The sequence below is a fragment of the Thermoleptolyngbya sp. C42_A2020_037 genome (assembly GCF_015272455.1).
In the GTDB taxonomy this organism is placed as follows: Bacteria; Cyanobacteriota; Cyanobacteriia; order Elainellales; family Elainellaceae; genus Thermoleptolyngbya.
The window spans coordinates 21,855-42,179 of sequence record NZ_JACYLP010000023.1; the positions used below are offsets into that span (position 1 = coordinate 21,855).

Consider the following 20,325-nt stretch of genomic DNA (forward strand, 5'->3'; position numbering starts at 1 on the left):
CGATCGCCCGACGCATAAGAAATCTCGTTAAAATAACCCCAACGATCCTGTGCAAGCGGAGCGCCGTATCCATGAGCCAAGCCACCTCCACCGAATCCCAATGCCTGACTTTTGAGGACTATTTGCGCCACGACGACGGTACAGATACTCGCTATGAATTGGTGAATGGAGCGCTGGTCGAAATGCCCCCCGAAAGTGATGAGAATCTTAGTATTGCGCGAAAATTGCTCCTCGAGTTCATTAAACACATCCCGGCGGATTGGGTCGTTTGGGGAACTGAAATTGAAGTGACCGGGCGACGGGCCACAGCGCGGATTCCCGATCTGCTGGTGCATACAGAAGACTCAAAGGCGGCTGTGGCGGGTGCTTCCCGCGCCACAATCACTCGCGACATGCCGCCCCCAGCGCTAGTCGTGGAAGTGGTTAGCCCCGGTCAGGTCAATCGTGACCGCGACTATCGCCACAAACGCACCGAGTACGCGGCTCGCGGCATCGCAGAATATTGGATTGTCGATCCCGAAACCCGGCAGGTGACGCTGTGCCTCTGGGTCAATGGTCAATACGAAGATCGGGTTTACAGCGAGGCAGAAGCCATTCAATCGACGGTGGTGCCTGCCTTTGCGCTCACACCTGCCGAGATCTTTAGCTGAGCGCGGGATGGCTCAAACCGACATTTGCTGTCGCTGATAGAGGGAATAATATAGCCCTTTTTCCTGCAACAGCGAATCGTGTGTGCCGCGCTCCACAATTACGCCCTTTTCCATCGTCAGGATCAGGTCGGCGCGTTTCAAGGGGGCAAAGCGGTGAGCGATCAGAAACAGCGTCCGCCCCTTCGACACCTGCTTCAAATTTTCGAGGACTTGCTGCTCGGTTTCCGCATCCAGGTGGCTAGTGGCCTCGTCCAAAATCAGCACGGGCGCATCCGAAAGGAACATCCGCGCCAGGGTGATGCGCTGTCGCTGTCCGCCAGAGAGGGCCGTGCCGCGTTCGCCGACGCTGGTTTCATAGCCGTGGGGCAGGTCGCAGATAAAGTCGTGGGCGACAGCCAGCCGCGCCGCTTCGATTACCTGCTCTGCCGTCACATTGGGATTGCCCAGGGTAATATTTTCCAGCACAGAGCCGTTGAATAAGAAATCTTCTTGCAGCACCACAGCGATTTGCGGTCGCAGCGAAGATAAGTCAGCGCTTTTGATATCGAAGCCGTCTACCAGAATTCGCCCTGCCTCTGCCGGATAGAGCCGCTGAATCAGTTTAGATAAGGTACTCTTGCCAGAGCCGCTGCGCCCCACGATGCCGACAAACTGCCCCGGCTCAGCCCGAAACGAAATGCCCTTGAGAATCGCCTCTTGATCGGGCTGATAGCGGAAAAACACGTTTTCAAACACCACTTCGCCGCGCAGATTGGGCAGCGTTAGCCCCGTGCCGGGTTCTGCTTCGGGGGCAACGTTGAGGATATCGCCAATGCGATCGACCGCCAGCAGCACTTCCTGCAAGTTTTGCCAGAGCTGGATTAGCCGCAGCAGCGGCCCCGTAACGCGACCCGACAGCATTTGAAACGCGACGAGCTGACCGATGGTGAGATCCTGATTGATCACCAGCCGTGCGCCAAACCAGAGGATGAGCAGGGCTGACAGGCTGGTAAGAAAATCGCCCAGGTGGTTGCTGATGTTTGCCGTGGTGGTGGCACGGAAGCCCGTGCGGACAAAACGAGCATACAAACCTTCCCAGCGATCGCGCGTGGTTTGTTCTGCTGCATGGGCCTTGACGGAATGAATGCCCGTCATCGTTTCCACCAGATAAGACTGGCTATCGGCGCTGCGGTTGAAGGTTTCGTTTAGCCAGTTGCGGAGGATTGGCGTGCTGATCAGCGTCAGGATAGCAAACAGGGGAATCACGGCCAGCGCGATACCCGTCAGTGTGATGCTGTAGTACGCCATCATCCCCAGATACACGACGGAGAAGATACTATCCAGGATCACCGTCAGCGCGGTGCTGGTGAGGAACTGGCGGATTTCCTCTAGCTCCTGCACGCGGGCCACTGTGTCGCCGACGCGACGCGCCTCAAAGTAAGATAAGGGCAACCGCAGCAAGTGCCGGAAGAGCTGTGCCGACAGCGCCATATCCAGCCGATTGGTCGTGTGGGTAAAGATAAACATCCGCAAAATGCCCAGCACCGCCTCGAACACCGCGATGATCAGCAGTGCGATGCCCATTACGTCCAGCGTGGGGATGCTTTCCTGCACCATCACCTTGTCGATGATTACTTGCGTAATCACGGGTGTCCCTAGCCCCAGCAGTTGCAGCGTTAGCGAGGCAAACAGCACCTCCCCCAGCAGCACGCGATATTTCCAGACCGCAGGCAAAAACCACTTGAGGCTAAATTTGTCCTGCTTTTGCACGGGTTCCACCGTCCACAGTTGCCCGTCCCAGGCCGATTGAACGACGGGCTTGGGGACGCTTTTGCAGGTGCGGTCAGGATCGAGCGGGTCGGCAATCAGCAGGCGATCGCCCTTCACCCCGTAGGCCACCACCCAATGCTCCCGATGCCACAGCATCAGCGCCGGATAGCTGACGGTCTGCAAGTCACGCCAGTCGGTCAGCAGCAGCCGCTTCATTTGCAGGCCCAGCTTTTCGGCTGCGTTAATCAAGTCTTTGGGCAACTGGCCGCGCAACTGCCGCTGCACCCAGTCGATCTGCGTCGGCGCATTGAGCACCTGGGCAACCATCGTCAGGCAGGCGGCCGCCGAATTTACGCCGCCCACGAAGGGAAACCCTGCCACGGGTTTGGGCGCGTCGGAATAGTCGGGCTGATAGCGCGATCGCCCCTCCAGCCAAAACTGGCGCACTTCGGGAACCCGCGCCGAAACCTCATCCCACAGGTCGCTGTTCCACGCCAGCACCTGCACCTCTTTGCCCGCCGCCCGCGCCTTCCAGGGGCCCGTCAGGCTGGGAAAATTGCCAAACCAGTCCCCTGGCTTTAGCAGCGTTGGCTTGCCCTCCTCCGGCACCAGCCGCACGTTGCCCACCAGCACCAGATATTGCTCCCCTGGCGCATCGGCCGACCAGATCACCTCGCCCAGCTTAAAGGAGCGGACGACGGCCTGATTTTTGACAGCAATTTGCTGATCGGCATTGAGCCAGCAGAGGGGAGGGGCATCCCAGGGAATGCTGGCAAGGGGGTCTTGGGGCATTATTCTCCAATATTGATTTTAATCGGCAAGGTTTGAATTTTTTCGGCGATCCACTGGTCAAATAGCTCATTTTGCAGGGTTTGGCGCACCTGGGGGTTTTCCAGCACGGCAGGCAGCAGTTCTTCGACGCGAAACAGGGCCCAGCGCCCTTCTATCTCAATGGGGCCAACGATTTGCCCCGGTTCTGCCAGATCGATCGCCGCCCGCAAGATATCCGGCATACTGCCGCGACTGACGGGGCCCATCATGCCGTTCATCACGCGGTCTTCCAGCAGGGAATGCTCCCGCGCCAGTTGCTCAAAGCTGGCTCCCTCGGAGAGTTGCAGCCGCAGTTCCTCTGCCAAATCTTTGCTGTCTACAATAATGCGCGACAGCACGACGCGATCCAGGAACATCTTGCGCTCGATGAAGTATTCCTGGAGCTTCGGCTCCGTCACGTTTTGCCGCAGCTTGTCCATGCGGAAGCCGATGGCAATGCGCTCGTGAAAGGTTTCGTAGGTTAGCCCGTTGGTGCTGAGCCACTGCTGGAAGACTTGGGCATCCGTCAGCTTGTTGCTGAGCCGAAAATCGACGACGGCCTGTTCCAGCACGGCGGGGCTGGGCTGGAGGTTGGGTTCCTCAATGAGCGATCGCTCGATGACGTATTGCCGGACGATTTCGCCAATGAACCCGTCGAGCTTGCCCCCTGCCTGCAAGTAGCGAAAGACCTGGGATACGGTGATCGGCTGGTCATCAATGGTCAAAAACGGCTCTGAAGTCATGCCATAGCTCTCTGCATCAGCACCCTCCATTATGCCCAAGGTTGGGGGGTTAGGTTTCAGGGGTTGGGAGGTTGGGGTTGGGCGTGTGGCGGAACGGTGGAACTGAATGGTTCGATTGAACGTTATAAATGGATGGGCCAGCGCTTGGTTTGGAGTTGAGTTTGACGGTGATAGGACAATTGATAGTAGAAAGGCAGTGGGGCGATCGCCCTCAGTTTTACAGCCGCCTATTCGCAGGTGCAGCACTGGCGTTGGGCCTCTGGCTGGGCAGTGCGGGACTGGCAGCGGCGCAGACCGTTCCACTGCGGCGGGTGGAGGCGACCCAGCTAGAGGCAGCCGTGACGCTGGATGAGCAGCTTCGGCGATTTGGGGGCGATCGCCCGGCGATGATTCGCGCCATCGACTATTCGCTGCGGTATTTGAACACGCCTGCCGCGGCCGAAGCCTATCGTAATCTTGCTGTGCCAGGGTTCACGCGCGATCGCGTCCGCCGCAGCCTGGTGCGGTTTCGCCAGTTGTTGCAATCCACCCGTTCTGCCGAAGAATTGCGAACAGCGGTGCTGCGAGAATTTTCGCTCTATCAATCCATCGGGCGCGACGGCCAGGGCACGGTCGATTTCACCGGATATTTCGAGCCGACCTACACCGCCAGCCGCCGCCCCACCGCCGAGTTTCGCTATCCCGTCTATCGCCTGCCGCCCGACCTCGACCGCTGGCCCAAGCCCCACCCCACCCGCGCCCAGCTAGAGGGCATCGACGGCTTGCGGGGGGCGGACGGGCCGCTGCGGGGGCTGGAAATCGCCTGGTTGCGCGATCGCCTGGAAGCGTTCCTGATCCAGGTGCAGGGGTCAGCGCGGCTGCAACTGACGGACGGCACGACCCTCAGCATTGGCTACGCCGGCCGCACGGACTATGCCTACACCAGCCTGGGGCGAGAGTTGAGTAACGATGGCAAGGTTCCCGAAGCGGGGCTGAGCCTGCCCGTAGTGCTGGACTATTTTCGGCAAAACCCGGCAGAGTTAGACGTTTATATTCCGCGCAACAATCGGTTTGTGTTTTTCCGAGAAACGGCCGGTGCGCCGCCCATCGGGTCGCTGAATGTGCCCGTGACGGCTGAGCGGGCGATCGCCACCGACAAGACTGTGTTTCCGCCCGGTGCCCTGGCGCTAATCCGCACGGACATTCCCCAGGTCGAAGCAGCAGGACAGTTGACCCCGCGCCGCGTCAGCCGCTATGTGCTGGATCAAGACACAGGCGGCGCGATTCGTGGGCCCGGTCGGGTCGATATCTATATGGGCAGCGGGCAGCTCGCGGGCGATCGCGCTGGGTTGATCAACCATCCAGGGCAGTTGTATTACCTGCTGCTGAACGAGTGAGGTGGGTTTTGGATTTTGGATTTTGGGCTGGCAATCTAAAATCCAAAATCGACAATCTAAAATCCAAAATCTGCCTCAGCGGTGGCGAGACGAAGAAACCCGGCGCAGGGGCTTCAGCGATCGCCCCCGCCAAGTCCAGCCCCAGCCCGTTTCGGCTTTGACAATAGAGGCGATTGCCAGCGCGGTGATGAGCGGGCCGCTGAGGACATGCAGCCACCAATAGCGCGTCGTTGTGCCCAGGGCATGGGAGCCGATAGCGCGAATGGCATATTGCAGCCCCAGGCCGGCAATTGCCAGCAGCAGCAGAATCCAGCCGCCCAGGCCACCATCGGTGAACAGGGACGCGAGGGCGATCGCCAGCGCCAGCCAGGGCACGGTGTAAATCGACAGCATCACCAGCGCCAGCAGCAGCATCAGCGGCACGCTATAGTTTGCGCCGACGTATAGCACCTTTGTCCAGCCTTCCCACAGGGTCCCAAAGGAGCGATACATCCGCAGGCTGAGCAGGTCGCGACCGAGCACATGCACCACTCGAAAGCCCTGATGCTTGAGCGTGCGGGCAAAGGCAACATCTTCTGCAACTTCCGCGCCGATGCCGCCGTGGCCGCCCGCCGCCGCGTAGCTCTCCCGCGAAAACAGCAGGCAGGGGCCCAGCGCGTAGGTCGTCGGCGACTTTGGATCGCGCACGGCTTCAGAATTAAACGTGACTACGGCATTGGCAAACATCAGCGGCTGCACCAGCCATTCCACCAGCGACCCGCTGACCACTTGCGGAATGCAGGTGAGCAGGTCTGCCTGAAGGGCGATCGCCGTTTGCACCATCGAGGCGATCGCCCCTGGCTTTAGCCGCACGTCCGCATCAAGAAACAGCAGCCAGTCGCCGTCTGCGTGCTGCGAGGCTTGAAAGCAGGCCCAGTTTTTGCCCGACCAGCGCTGGTTCACGGGTTGGGGCCGGCCCGCCAGGATATGCAGCCGGGGATCAGCCAGCCGCGCTTGCAGGTCATACAACTGCGCCAGTGTGCCATCGGTAGATTGGTCGTCGATCACCCAGACCTGGAGGCGGTTGGCAGATAGACTTGTGCAGTCCAGCACCGAGCGAATACAGCCCTCCAGGTTTTCAGCCTCGTTGTACATCGGAATCACCACCGAAACTAGCGGCGGCGAGGCCGCGGTCCACTCAGCATCGGTTTGAGCCGTTTGCGGACGAGGCAACTCCGCCACGGCGCGGCGCAACTGCGGAAAGTAGCCGCCTGCCATGCCCAGCGCCACAAGAGAAATCGGGATAAACAGCCAGGCTAGACTCACAAAGTTCTGCTCAGAATCCCATTTTGATAGACGGCTAGTTTTTGACTCGGACTTACTATATAGTACTCGTAGATTATTCGCCTGCGATGCAAATTTGCGGCAGCGAGCGTGCATCTGTGGTAGTAGGGCAAGCAGATAGAGCGTTCTAGAGGCGTTTCTAGAGGCTGCTGTTGTGCAGGATGTGACGATGAACAAGACTCTGACAAAAGTTCGACAAGCCTGCGAACGCTGGTACGAACTTGAGTAGGAAAGTCAGACTACGCTTGTCTAGCCATTCTGAACGAGATTTCGAAGGCAGCCTTGAATGTGGATTTCAATGCTTCTCAAACCAGCTTTGTATAAAACTTTGCACAAGCTTTTGAACGAAATTTGAACAAGCCCTTGCGGGAATCTTTGAATCTGATTTTGAAGCGTGTGAGGATTTGAAATCGTGGGTTTATATTCCGTTCCGTTTCAGATACAGCGGGCGATCGCCCCTCCTATTTGCCCCCTCAGCACACGCTTTAGCATTCGGCTGTGCCGGGGATTTTGGGCAGTTCTGGGCCCGTCGCTCGGCCTGTTGGCGCTGGAGTTTCCTGCCTACTCGCAAGCCCTGGATGAACCTGCCCTAGACAATGCCGCGTATCAAGCCGGATCTGTCGCCGAACCTGCTGCCCTAGCCGCAGAGCTAGACGGGTTTGCAGTAGACCAAATGGCGCAGGTGACTTCGGTTTCGCAGCTTGCCGACGTTTCTCCGGGCGACTGGGCCTACGAGGCACTGGCCTACCTGTCCAATGACGAAGCCCAAGGCGGGTTGGACTGTCTGGAGGGCTACCCCAGCGGGCTGTATCTAGGCGGGCAGGCGATGACGCGCTACGAGTTTGCGGCGGGGCTGGCGGCCTGTCTAGACGCGGTGACGGGGCGACTGGAGCAGCTTGATCCGGAGGCGATCGCCCGCATCGAAGCCCTCCAGCGCGAGTTTGCACCCGAACTGGCCACCCTGGGCGATCGCCTGGATGAACTAGAGGCCGCCGCCTCCGAACTGGAAGCCAATCAGTTTTCCACCACGCTGCGGTTCAACACGCTGGCCTCCTTTAACTTCAGTCAGTCCTTTGCAGGCGGCGACATTTTAGCCGAAGGCATCACCGTCCCCGGCGTGAGTCCGGCATCTCGGCGACCTGCCCGCCAGTTTGACCTGCAAACGGGGCAGTTTGGCGACCCGGTGGTGGAAACCGTGCGAGATGATCCCTCCACCACCTTCAGCTATTCGACCTACTTTGTCTTCACGGGGTCTTTTCAGCAGACCGACGAACTGACGATGATCCTGGCAATGGGCAACGGCGACCCGCCCGCCAGTGCCTTCAGTTCCGCCGGATTCACCAGCAGCTTTGGCATCCCCTACGCCGATTCCAACCCCGTTACGCCGCTGTCGCCCAATTCCGTCGGGTTATTTGAGCTAAAGTACGCCTTTCCGCTGTTTAGCGAAGACTTTCGGCTGGTGGTGGGGCCCCGCATCCTGCCGTTTCGCCATTTCGACCAAAACCCGTTTACCAACATCGTTTTCGGCTCCAGCGGGCTAAATTTCTACCAAAGTACGCTGGCGGGCAACGGGCTATCGGGGGCGGGCGGCTTTTTTGAATGGACGCTCAGCCCCCAATGGCTGCTGCGGGCGGGCTACCTGGCCCGAAACGACCGATCGCAGCGGATTTTTGACGAACCGTTTATTTCCCCCGGCGGCGACGGCCCGGCCAACCCCAGTCGCGGCTTTTTCAGCGGCAACAACAACATCCTGGCGGAGCTGACCTATTCCCCCAGCTTTAACGCCAACATTCGCCTGCTGTATAACCGCAGTCGGCTAGAAGCGCCGCCGCCGTTTCCGGGTGTGCCCGAAGGGTTGGCGGTGTTTCCTTTTTTGCTGACTTCGCTGCGGGGCGCGGTAGATGACGGCTTCGGCGGCACGGTAGACGACATCATCGCCCATAACTTTGTGCTGAATTTTGACTGGGCCCTGTCGCCGGGGTTTGCCGTGTTTGGGCGCTACTCCTTTAGCACGTCGGAGATTGACCCGATCAATCCCCTGCGGCGGGGCGGCAATGTGGAGGTGCAGGCGTTTCAGTTGGGCTTTGCGTTTCCGGATTTGGGTAAGCCAGGGGCGCTGGGTACGCTGGCGGCGACGATTCCGTTTGACGTGACGGATGGTGAGGAGTTTCTGGTAGGGGGCTATGGCGATGGCGGCACACAGGTCGATGTGCTGGCCAGCTACTACTTTCCACTGAATGACAATGTAGGGCTGGTGCCGATGTTTTTTGTGTCGTTTAACCCGAATAATTTCAGCGAAAATCCGCCGGTCTACAGTATCATCCTGAGAACCCAGTTTTTGTTTTAGCGCTTATCCGGCATGGTCGTAATTGCAGGTTATGAAGTGCTGACCCAACTCCACATGAGCAGTCGCTCGGTGGTCTATCGGGCTGAGCGCGAGTTGGATCGAGTGCCTGTGATTCTTAAAGCGACTCAGTCGGAATATCCCAGTCTGGAGGAACTGGCGCGGTTTCGGCTGGAGCATGAGATTTTGAATCGGCTGTCGGCGGTGGACGGGATCAGCCGCGTCTATGGACTGGAGCCACATCAGAGTGGCGTGGTGCTGGTGCTGGAGGACTTTGGCGGCGAGTCGCTGCAACGGCTGCTGCTGAGGCGATCGCTCGATGTGCCAGAGGCGCTGTCGGTGGCGATCGCCCTGGCGGAGATTCTGGGACAGGTTCATGCCGCCAGCGTGATTCACAAAGACGTGAACCCTGCCAACGTGGTGTACGACGCAGACACCGGCCGCGTCGGGCTAATCGACTTTGGCAATGCCACCGTGCTGTCGCGCGAAAACCCCACCCTGCAAACGCTGAACCGTCTGGAGGGCACGCTAGCCTACCTGTCGCCAGAGCAGACCGGGCGGATGAACCGTTCGTTGGACTATCGTACTGATTTTTACTCGCTGGGGGCGACCCTGTATGAACTGCTGACGGGCAATCCGCCCTTTAGCACGTCTGACCCAATGGAGCTAATCCATAGCCACCTGGCCAAGCAGCCCGACCCGCCCCACGAGATCAACCCAACCGTGCCGTCTGTGCTGTCGCAGATCGTGCTAAAGCTGCTGGCCAAAAATGCTGAAGACCGCTACCAGAGCGCCTATGGCCTCAAAACCGATCTGGAGCGCTGTCTAGTAGACCTGCGGGCCACTGGGGCGATCGCCCCCTTTCCGCTGGGGCAAGACGACGCTTCCGGTCGCTTCCAGATTCCCCAAAAGCTCTACGGACGAGAGCGAGAGGTGCAGCTTTTGCTCGATGGGTTTGAGCGGGTGGCAGCAGGGCAGGCGATCGCCGCCGGAGCCGCAGAGCGGGGGCGCATCCTCGACGGAGAGCCGATGACCCCGTCCAAACTGCCAGCGCTACGGGCCGCGATGACGGCCGCCGGACGCAGCGAGGTGATGCTGGTGGCGGGTTATTCCGGCATCGGCAAGTCGTCGCTGGTGCAGGAAATCTACAAACCCATCACGCGCCACAAAGGCTATTTCATCGCGGGCAAATATGACCAGTTTCAGCGAAATATTCCTTACTCAGCGCTGATTCAGGCCTTTCAAGAACTAATGCGGCAACTGCTGACCGAGAGCCAGACGCAGATCGACCGCTGGAAAACGCTGCTGTCGAAGGCGCTGGGGCGCAACGGACAGGTGGTGATCGAGGTGATTCCCGAAGTCGAGCTAATTATCGGCCCCCAGCCAGCGGTGCCGCTGCTGGCTCCCCAGGCAGCCCAAAACCGCTTTAACCTGGTGTTTCAAAATTTCATCCAGGTGTTCACCCAGGCAGAACACCCGCTGGTGATGTTTCTAGATGACCTGCAATGGGCGGATGTGGCCTCGCTAAAGCTGATCGAGCGCCTGCTGATTGCGCCGGATAGCCGCTATCTGTTCCTGGTGGGGGCCTATCGCAGCAACGAAGTCAGCCCAGCCCACCCGCTGATGCTGACGCTGGAGCAGATTCGGCAGGCAGGCGTGCGGGTCAACCAGATCGACCTGGCCCCGCTGAATGCAGACACCGTGCAGCAGATTGTGGCCGATACGTGCTGTGTCGCGCCCCAGGCGATCGCCCCCCTAGCCAACTATGTGATGCAAATTACCGAGGGCAACCCGTTTTTTCTGACGGAATTTCTCAAGTCGCTGTATGCCGAAGGGCTACTCAACTACGATGCGTCGTCGGGAAACTGGCAGTGGGATCTGAGTCAGATTCGCGATACGGGCTTGCCAGAAGATGTCGTTGAGCTGATGGCCGACAAGATCCAAAAGCTAGAGCCAGACACCCAGCGTGTATTGCGGCTGGCGGCCTGCCTGGGCAACCAGTTCGACGTGCCTACACTGGCGATCGTGTCTGGCTTGCCCCAGAGCGCAGTGGCAACCGATCTCTGGCAGAGTGTGCAGGAAGGGCTGGTGATGCCGCTGGGCGGTGGCTATCCGTTTGCCAGCCTGGAGCAGAATGGGCAGGAGTCGTCCAGCGCAGACGAGTTGCAGAGCGATCCGGCGTGGAATCGTGACCTGGTGTTTCGATTTCTACACGACCGGGTGCAGCAGGCGGCCTACTCGCTAATTCCCGAAGCCGAACGCGAAACGATCCACTATCGCATTGGGCGATCGCTCCTCACCCACAGTTCCGCAGACCAGCAGGAGGAGCGCCTGTTTGACATCGTGAATCACCTGAACACAGGCATCGGGCTGATTGCCAACCCCGTCGAGCGGCACGAGCTGGCTCGGCTAAACCTGAAAGCAGGCACCAAAGCCAAAGAATCCAACGCCTACGACACGGCGCTGCGCTATCTGCGGGTCGGAGCCGACCTGCTCGACCAGCACAGTTGGCAAAATCAATACGAACTCACTCTGGCGCTGTACGAAGAGGCTGCCGAAGCCGCTTACCTGAAAGGCGATTTTGATCTGGTCAACCAGCTTGCCGACATGATCCTGCATCACGCCCGCGCCGACCTGGACACTGTGAAGGCTTACCAGACGCAAATCTCCGCCTACTCCGCCCAAAACGACATGGACGCGGCGCTGGATGTTTTCGTGACGGCGATCAATCGCCTGGGGCTGAAAATTCCGCGCCATCCCAGCCGCCTCCAGGTGGGGCTAGAACTGATGCGGACGCGCTTTTTGGTGATTGGCAATCGCTCCTCTCGCGATCTGGAAGCGCTGCCGCCGATGACCGATCCGGTCAAAGAAGGCATCATGCGGCTCGTTAGCTCACCCATCATGGCGGCTGCCAACGCCGCCCCTTATCTGATTGCAGTCACGGCGCTGCGCGTGATCAACCTAGTGGTGAAATATGGCAGCTCGCCCCAAACGGCGGTGCAGGGCGTGGCCTATGGCGTGATGCTGCGAGCGGGGCTGGGCGATATTGACCGGGCCTATGACTTTGGACAAATGAGTCTAAGACTGCTGGAGCGGCTCAACGCCCGCCAGTTCAAAACGATCGTCATTGTCGGCTTTGAAACCTGCCTGCGCCACTGGAAAGAGCCGCTGCGGCGATCGCCCCCTGAGTTGCTAGCTGCCTATGCCGAAGGGCTGGAACTGGGCAACCAGGAGGCGGCTTCGCTGGCTGCCTCGGTCTACTGCTTTCACCAGATGCTGCTGGGCGAACCACTGTATGAGGTGGCCGAAGCCTTTCAGCAATATGAAACCCAGCTCCTCAGCTTTGGACAGGAGCAGGTTCTCTATTCCATGCTGCCGTGGCATCAGCTCGTGCTGCACCTGCGCGGCCAGGGTATCGAGGGCGATTCTGGAACAGAGCACTACGCGAATCGCCTGGTTGGCAGCATCTACAACGAAGACGAAATGATGCCCCAGTTTATAGACAGGCAACTGGGAGTGCCGCTATTCTACGGCTCCATTGCCAAGGTGATCTGGGCGTATCACATCGGCGACTATGCCACGGCAATTAAAACCGGAAAACAGGCTGTGGCATATCAAGAATCGTCGCCCATGACCTCGCTCTATGCCCTCTTCTATTTTTATTGGCCGCTGGCCTACCTGGCGCATTACAACAGCGTTTCGCCCAAGGTGCAGCGACAATATCTGCGCCAAATTAACAAGTTTCTGCGAATGACCAGACGCTGGGCGACCTACTGCCCTGCCAACTACCTGCATCGCCATCTGCTGCTAGAGGCTGAGCGGCTGCGGGTGTTGGGGCACACGGCCGAGGCCATTGATGCCTACGATCAGGCTATTCAAGCTGCCAAAGACAATAACTTTATCAACGACCTGGCGCTGGCCCAGGAGCTAGCGGGCAAGTTTTATCTGGCGTTGGGTAAAGAACGACTGGCCCAATCTTATCTGATCGATGCCCGCTATACTTACTTGCGCTGGGGTGCAACTTACAAAGTAGATGCGCTCAACACGCTCTATCCCCAACTGCTGGATCGGCGGATGGAAGCCTCGTCCAGAGCCAATTTATTGAACCAAACCGTATCACTGGGGTCGAGCAATTCTACAGGAGGTTCGCAGGGGCTAAACCTGGATCTGGATACGGTGATTAAGGCGGCACAGGCGATTTCTGGGGAAATTGTGCTGGCAAACCTGCTGGAGAAGTTGCTGAAGCTGGCCATCGAAAATGCAGGCGCACAGAAGGGCTGTCTGCTGCTGCTTCAGGGCGACGAACTGCGAATTGAGGCAGAAGGACAGTTGGAGGAGGAAGAGTTGGTGCGGGTGCAGTCGCGATCGCCCGATGAGCAAACCCTGCCGCTGTCGCTGATCTATTACGTGCAGCGCACCCGCGAAGACGTGGTGCTGCGGGATGCGGTTGAGGAGGGTCTGTTCACCACCGATCCGTATATCGTGCAGCACCAGTTGCGTTCTGTCTTGTGTTCGCCCATTTTGAACCAGGGCAATCTGATCGGGCTGCTGTATCTGGAAAACAACCTGGCCACCGATACCTTTACGCCAGAGCGGGTGACGGTACTCAACATTCTCTCGGCGCAAGCGGCGATCGCCCTGGAAAATGCCCAGTTCTATCGCACGCTAGAGCAAAAAGTTGAAGAGCGTACTGCCCAGCTTGCCCGCGCCAACGACGAAATTACGCTGCTCAACCAGCAGTTGCAGTCAGAAAACCTGCGAATGGGCGCAGAACTGGCGATTACCCGCCAAATTCAGCAAATGATGCTGCCCAAAGATCATGAGCTAGATCAGATTGAAGGACTTGAAATTGCCGGGTTTATGGAACCCGCTGATGAAGTCGGCGGCGACTATTATGACGTGCTGCACGACAACGGCGCGGTCAAGATTGGGATTGGCGATATCACGGGTCACGGATTGGAAAGCGGTATGCTGATGCTCATGGTGCAGACGGCAGTGCGAACGCTGCTCTCCACGCAGGAAACCGACTCGGTGCGCTTTCTCAGCACGCTAAATCGCGTGATCTACGACAATGTGCAGCGCATGAACTGCGATCGCAGCCTGACGCTGGCCCTGCTGGACTATGAAGCGGGTCAACTGCGCCTCAGCGGACAGCACGAGGAAGTTCTGGTCGTGCGGGCGAATGGCGAGATCGAGTCGATTAACACCATGACGCTGGGCTTTCCGGTGGGTCTAGTGGAAGATATTTCCGACTTCATCACCCACACCCACATTCACCTGCAACCGGGCGATGGCGTGGTGCTGTATACCGACGGCATTACCGAAGCCGCCAACGAAATTCACGAACTCTACGGCATCGAGCGGCTCTGTCAGGTAGTTAGCCAGCACTGGCAGCGCTCTGCTATTGAGATCCGGCAGGCAGTGATCGACGATGTGCGTCGCCACATTGGCCAGCAAAAAGTGTTCGATGACATTACGCTTTTAATTGTAAAACAGCGCTAGGAGGGCGCTTGAGGATTCACTAAATCTCGCTTGTTTCTGAATCAAAATCGAAAAAGCCGATTAAAATTTTGTGGATTCATTCTATGCATTTCTGCTCGTTTCTGGGTATTTGGTCACTTTGCCTATGCGCCTGCAATTTGCTCCTACCTGATCCGCCCCCATGATCCGCCCCCAGCCGCCTGCATGAATCAAATCTTCGGAGAATTTGACGACAACTTGCAGCCCAATCAGGAATATCTGATTTTGGGCTTTTCGCCCAGCGCCAAATCGATTCGCCAGCGCTGGCGCAATAACGGACTGTCTGCCAATTTCCTGGCGGATTACATGGTGACGTTTTTTCCCGCCGACGAGCGCGACCCAAAAACAGTGAGCCGCCGCACCGAAATGCAGGATGCCGTCCGCTATATTGCCAACGAGCTACTGGAAAACGCGATGAAGTTTCACGACGACGCTTCCCGCCAACCCATCAGCATCAAGCTACAACTCCACCCCGATCGCCTGGTGTTTTGGGTGACGAACAGCGTCAAACCAGAGGCGATCGCCCCCTTTCAGCGCTTTATCCAGGAAATTCTTGCGGCCCAACCGCTGGAACTCTACATCCAGCAGCTAGAGCAAAACGCCCTCAGCGACGAACACACCGCTTCCGGCATTGGTCTGCTGACGATGATGGTGGATTATCGGGCGATCGTCGGCTGGAAATTTACGCAGCTTGAGCAAACGCCCCCCGTAATGACCGTGACGACACGGGTGCAGGTGCCGATTTAGCCAGGTGCTAGCTTACCTCCTCTGGCAACGAGCTAAATTCGCGTATCGATGATGGGCTGTACGTTTTGCTCGGAAGTCAGCACTACCAGTAAGTTATTAATCAGGGCAGCTTTAGTCGCAGGATCGAGTTCGATCAGGTTGCCGTCGCTGAGGCGTTGCAGCGACAGTTCCACCATGCCCAGTGCGCCTTCGATGATTTGCTGGCGGGCGGCGACCACGGCTTGCGCCTGCTGACGACGCAGCATCACCTGAGCAATTTCGGGCGCATAGGCAAGATAAGATAAGCGGCTTTCGATCACCTCGACTCCGGCCACTTGCAGGCGGGCTTGCAGTTCTTCGCGCAGGGCGATCGCCACTTCGTCCTGGCTACTCCGCAGCGAGGGCATGTCGGCATCGCCCGCATCGTAGGGATAGCGAATCGCCAGCGTGCGGATGGCCGTCTCGCTCTGGATTTCGACAAATTTTTCGTAGCTGTCTACGTCAAACACGGCCTGGGCCGAATCCGCCACGCGCCACACCACCACCGCGCCAATTTCAATCGGGTTGCCGACCGAATCATTCACCTTGAGGCGATCGCTGTTCAGGTTTCGCACTCGCAGCGACACAAACCGTCGGGCAGAAAACGGATTGATCCACCAAAAGCCCTCTTTTCGCACGGTTCCGATATATTTGCCCAAAAACACCAACACCACCGCCTGGTTTGGCTGCACCGTCAAAAAGCCCCGCGCCGCTAGCAAACTCAGCGCCAGCAGCAGGAGTCCCAACAGGTTGCCCGCAGTCAGCGTTTCGATCTCTGCGCCTGTGCCTGCGCCGAACAGGCTTTTGCAAAACGCCACGCCTATGCCCGCCACCGCCAGCAGCAGAGCGATCGCCACCAGCCCCAGAACCGTAGGGGCAGAAAATTCTCGTTTGGGTTCCATGCAGATTCTAGATATGAATTAGCGGTTGCAATGAGAAGCGGTATGAATTGGAGCTTCCGTCTAATTCACGCTGCGATGCGGCAACATCTGAATTTGCCTTTAAAACTTAACATTGCTGGGTTAGTCGGCATTATATTGCTCAATCATGGCCAGGAGTTCTTGCTTAAAGCGATCGCGCACTGCCTCTGGCGACACAATCACACACTCAGAGCCATAGCGTCGCACCTCGCGAAAGAACCAGAACGTGTTATGAATGCGGCGAACGACTCGTCGAATTTGCTGCTCAGGCAGCCACTCGTTGGTCAGGTCCGCCCCCGTTTTTGTACGATAGCCCAGAGCTAACCCCCGTCTCAGATGAAACTCAATCTCGATGTGGCTTAACTCGGGTTGCCATTGACCGTCGGCAGGAGCAATGACGGCTTCATCCGGGATTCGATCCAGCCGCAATGACCGATTGTGCCGCAGCGGTTCAATATCCTGGTTCCCCTCCGTCTCATCGCACCAGCAGTCGAGATATTGGCGATCTTCGTGGCGCTCGATCTTGGCGTGGCGTACTGTAAAGTTCCACAGGCGATCGGCGGCATCTTGATAGATCAGCTTGAAGGGTCGGTGCAGCCGAATGCAGCGATCGAGGTCAATGCGCCAAGGGGCGGTGGGCTGGTTGACCCAGCGCTCAATTTCTTGACGCAGCGGGTGGCTCAGTTCGCTTCGTTCTAAGAGCAACTGGGCTAGCTCTAGGGCTTCGTTGATCTGACCCGCGTCTTTGAGCAAATTCAGCGCTTTGTTACAGGTATCGATGCGATCGCGGCTCCAGTCGTGGTTTACTGCCAGCCGCAGCTTTCCACGGGCGATCGCCTTCAGCAGCTTCGAGACATTGGGCTTGTCTCCCCAGGTCTGGTCAAAATCCAGCGCAAGCTGCTCTAGCTGAGCTTTTTCATGCTCTTCGATCGAGAGCGTGATGGAAGAACGTTTTTGAGGCATGGGCAGCTTTTGAAAAGTGTACGTACACTTTGTCCGTTCAAGTGTTGACGCTCCTCTATTATCTCTGTAAAGATAGGCTCATTCAACAAAGCACGTACACTTTATCCGCTCAATAGATGCCTCCAAAGCAATGGAAATCTCAATGAACCGAGTTTTTTCATTTTTCAACGCATTTTGGCTGCAATCGGGATTCACACAGCAAATTTGGGATTAATACAAGGGGAACTTGCATAACCATGATGGAAAAGCGGAGGCCTGTACTGAGTGACGGCCAGTGGCGCTCGACCCCAGAACCGGCGGAGCGGGTGGGGCATGGGTTTTCGGCAATGCTGCACCGGGCTAAGCAGAAAGGATGGAAAGCGGAGAAGCAGCGAATAGATTTCAGAATGTTTGAGTATTGGTTGGTTGCAAGACGAGCAAGTGTTAAGTAGTGAAAGCTCTTGTGGAGGAAAAAAGCTTTATGTTTAGGCAACGCCGTCTTCTTAACCAAGAATCACATACTGTAGACGAACAATATTTCAATACAATCCGCCCCAGGCTCTATGAACTGCATGGTGACCATGCTCAATATGGCAGTCGCCAGAGAAGAAGCTTAGCAGAGCATCTTGATTCAGCTTGTCAATTTGTTCTCACCATCAGCAAACTTGCTAAGGTACCGGACGATAAGCGATCGCTCATCCTTGCTGCAACAGCAGTTCATGACCTGAACAAGCTGGATGCACAGGAACGTAATGTCAAAACACTGGCTCGCGATCGCACCTTTCTCAAAGAACAACTCGAACGGGCTGGCGTAGCTGGCTGGGTAAAAACTGATGAAGATCTAGAATTGGTGCGTCGTCTAATTGAGCGACATTCCGGGCATAGTGCCAGCGATGGTATGCGGTTTCTACCCGAAGACCCAAATATCAAGCGCTGGGCGGCAATGCTCATTGGCGGTGACCTTTACGACTTGGGCATTCCTGAAGAACAGCGCATTCGTAAGGTTGAAACTGAACTGACGGTAGCTCTACAAAAGGATACTCACTTGTTCAAAGTGGGATTAGCAGAAGATCGAGGTTATCTAACTGCTCTACTCTTAGCCGCCTGCGAAGAGGTTCTCCATGAGCGGGGTCTGGCGACTTTATCTATTGATCCAGATGGGCAGCTTTTTATTGGCGAACGCTTCCCTGAAGAGGATTTAACCTTGGCGATCGCCCAAAAATGGCACCGCAAAATCAACCAGGTTTTCAGTGGCAACGTTGAGCAATTGGTCAAAGCCAGCAAAGACGGCATCAAGGTTGACCCGCAGGCCGTGCAGCAGAACCCTGATGCTGCTATCGAGCAGGTAGACGCTTTGCTAGTCAAAAAATTTAGTGGCTACAAAGCGGACAAAATTGCCCAAGACGTTCAGAAATACGGCGGCGAAGCTGGAGAAACAGCGGTAGCAACTGCGGCTGAACTGGGTTTACTGCCAATTTCCAACGCTGAAGATTTTGCGGTTTCAGAAGGGCTTAAAGCGACTTACCTCAGCTATCGCGAGGCAAACCTTAGCCCGAAGGATGCTTGGGATCGCATTGCTGAACGAGTTGGACTTTCCCCTGAGCAACGGCAAGCTCTGGAACCCTTCAACCCGCAGTTTGGGCGATGTCTGTTTGCCGCTAAAGCTGTGCCCCAAGGTCAAGCAGCGATCGCCCCCCTTCTACAAGACTCCTTCCAACTGCGACAAACCGAAGATACCTCAGTGCCCCAGGAATTATTAGCGGCTGTCGCCCATTTGCTCAACTTTGCCCATACTTCTACCTGGCGAGGCTTTTCTGAACTCACCAGCTACATCGAGGCCAATCCTCGTCTGCGCTGTTCCCTAGGTTCAACGTCAACCGCTCAGATTGAAGAGTTAATTTCTGCCAAAATGCCTCCAGAGACAAAGGTTCAGTCGTTCTCAAACCGGCTACCGGGCGGTATGAGTGCAGAACCCAAACGCCGGGGCGATGCCCTGTCAGCATTGGGATATCAACTGCTCACTGTAGGGGCAAATTTCCCAAAGGCCAGCAAGCAGGCTCCCTTATACCTGCATTTTGCTTTACCCAAGGGGTCTAGCGTTGAACTCCAATGCATCTGGAAACAATTTCTCCAGCACACCGCTGCGACGAACGAAGACGGCACCGTTACCATCGATGAGTTCCAGCTCTATCGAGACAACCAGATTGTCTTCAAAGCAAACAAAGTCGTGGGGTTGGCCCTGCCCAAACGGCCTGAGTTCATGCATTCCACCGTCACTATCCCCGTACTCTGGGGCGACGTGAATAACTCACTGGCATTACTCAAGTCTCTGCGGCTAGCCCTTGAGATGGCTCTAGCTCTGGATATTGGCTTCCCATTTGTACTCAGTGCCAACCTGGAAATTGAGCCGAGTTGGGATATGTTTGGGCGGGTCGAGGGCATTCCGTCCGCTCTTCAACCTCTTTTAGGCTCAGGGCAATACCTCCGTGAGGGCAATCTTTCTACACAAGAACGTCGCCAGCAGGTTACCGCTGAAGCAGTACTAGAGCGCTTGCAATGTCTGGGCCAACTATCCGTAGCCGTAGCCAGTCTGCAAAAAAAAGATGACTGTCTATATGACTTGGCACGCTCAACTTCTCGTCCTTTAGAGCTTTATCACGTCCTCCTGCGCTGGCTGTTGCGAGAGCAGGATGATCCCAACTTGGAGGCGACCTGGACCCGAATTAAAGAACCTTTGACCACCCTTTTGGAGAGTCTGATGTCAGAAGAACATGATCGTGTTTCGCGCTACCTCAAGCAGGCGGCTCATATTGCAGAGGTCGGCAAACTGCGCGGTAGCTCCTTCCGTCGCACGGCCCAAGCCGAACCTTTTTCAGAGTTCATCAAGGCCATCCGTGCCCGAAAAGCCCACATGGACTGGGATACAGTGTTTGCGGCCTTGGTACAGCAATACCACAACCGCCTGGATCGCATTCGAGAGCATGGGGTTGGAGCCACCAAGTACGAGCAAATCTCGCAATACTACGACGTGCTTAAAGAGTTGTTTGTCGAGGTCTACAACTCACGCCCCGATCGGCTTTTGAGCGACAGCAAAACCCTAGAAGCTGCTTATCTCTTTTTCCTTCAGGAAGCTCGCAAAGAACTGAAGGCCCAAACCGAACAACAATCTGCACAAGCTTAGGA

General features: G+C 57.0%; 11 protein-coding genes. 6 read left to right on the plus strand and 5 right to left on the minus strand.

What is annotated here, in order from left to right; translation table 11 throughout:
• Positions 1-71: 71 nt before the first annotated feature.
• Positions 72-650 (plus strand): Uma2 family endonuclease, encoded by a 579-nt coding sequence (locus IGS16_RS06980; protein ID WP_297084513.1) that lies wholly within the window; start codon positions 72-74, stop codon positions 648-650.
• Positions 651-662: 12 nt separating this feature from the next.
• Here the strand turns inward: IGS16_RS06980 and IGS16_RS06985 are convergent, their stop codons facing one another.
• Both IGS16_RS06985 and IGS16_RS06990 read right to left on the minus strand, forming a co-directional pair.
• Positions 663-3,191 (minus strand): type I secretion system permease/ATPase, encoded by a 2,529-nt coding sequence (locus tag IGS16_RS06985; RefSeq protein WP_297084514.1) that lies wholly within the window; start codon positions 3,189-3,191, stop codon positions 663-665.
• On the minus strand, positions 3,191-3,952 hold the full coding sequence (locus tag IGS16_RS06990) for a peptidylprolyl isomerase (protein WP_367185744.1): 762 nt from the start codon (positions 3,950-3,952) through the stop codon (positions 3,191-3,193). The genes IGS16_RS06985 and IGS16_RS06990 overlap by 1 nt, the downstream gene beginning before the upstream one ends.
• A gap of 278 nt (positions 3,953-4,230) precedes the next feature.
• Between IGS16_RS06990 and IGS16_RS06995 the strand changes: the two genes are divergently transcribed.
• Positions 4,231-5,328 carry a murein transglycosylase A gene (locus tag IGS16_RS06995; RefSeq protein ID WP_367185745.1) on the plus strand — a complete coding sequence of 366 codons (1,098 nt, stop codon included), beginning with the start codon at positions 4,231-4,233 and terminating at the stop codon, positions 5,326-5,328.
• A gap of 75 nt (positions 5,329-5,403) precedes the next feature.
• Here IGS16_RS06995 and IGS16_RS07000 read toward each other — a convergent pair whose 3' ends face one another.
• Positions 5,404-6,633, minus strand: coding sequence for a glycosyltransferase family 2 protein (locus tag IGS16_RS07000; protein WP_297084519.1), 1,230 nt, complete (start codon positions 6,631-6,633; stop codon positions 5,404-5,406).
• 430 nt (positions 6,634-7,063) lie between these two features.
• On the opposite strand from IGS16_RS07000, the gene IGS16_RS07005 reads away from it, so the two are divergent.
• The 3 genes from IGS16_RS07005 (at position 7,064) to IGS16_RS07015 (ending at position 15,262) form a co-directional block, all read left to right on the plus strand.
• Positions 7,064-8,998, plus strand: a complete 1,935-nt coding sequence (locus IGS16_RS07005) for an iron uptake porin (protein WP_297084521.1) — start codon at positions 7,064-7,066, stop codon at positions 8,996-8,998.
• 12 nt (positions 8,999-9,010) lie between these two features.
• Positions 9,011-14,497, plus strand: a complete 5,487-nt coding sequence (locus IGS16_RS07010) for an AAA family ATPase (protein WP_297084523.1) — start codon at positions 9,011-9,013, stop codon at positions 14,495-14,497.
• Positions 14,498-14,680: 183 nt separating this feature from the next.
• Positions 14,681-15,262 carry an ATP-binding protein gene (locus tag IGS16_RS07015; protein WP_297084524.1) on the plus strand — a complete coding sequence of 194 codons (582 nt, stop codon included), beginning with the start codon at positions 14,681-14,683 and terminating at the stop codon, positions 15,260-15,262.
• Positions 15,263-15,294: 32 nt separating this feature from the next.
• Here the strand turns inward: IGS16_RS07015 and IGS16_RS07020 are convergent, their stop codons facing one another.
• Positions 15,295-16,182, minus strand: a complete 888-nt coding sequence (locus tag IGS16_RS07020) for an SPFH domain-containing protein (protein WP_297084526.1) — start codon at positions 16,180-16,182, stop codon at positions 15,295-15,297.
• A gap of 120 nt (positions 16,183-16,302) precedes the next feature.
• On the minus strand, positions 16,303-17,163 hold the full coding sequence (locus IGS16_RS07025; protein ID WP_297084528.1) for a WYL domain-containing protein: 861 nt from the start codon (positions 17,161-17,163) through the stop codon (positions 16,303-16,305).
• Positions 17,164-17,623: 460 nt separating this feature from the next.
• Between IGS16_RS07025 and IGS16_RS07030 the strand changes: the two genes are divergently transcribed.
• Positions 17,624-20,323 (plus strand): CRISPR-associated protein Csc3, encoded by a 2,700-nt coding sequence (locus IGS16_RS07030; RefSeq protein ID WP_367185746.1) that lies wholly within the window; start codon positions 17,624-17,626, stop codon positions 20,321-20,323.
• Positions 20,324-20,325: the final 2 nt, after the last annotated feature.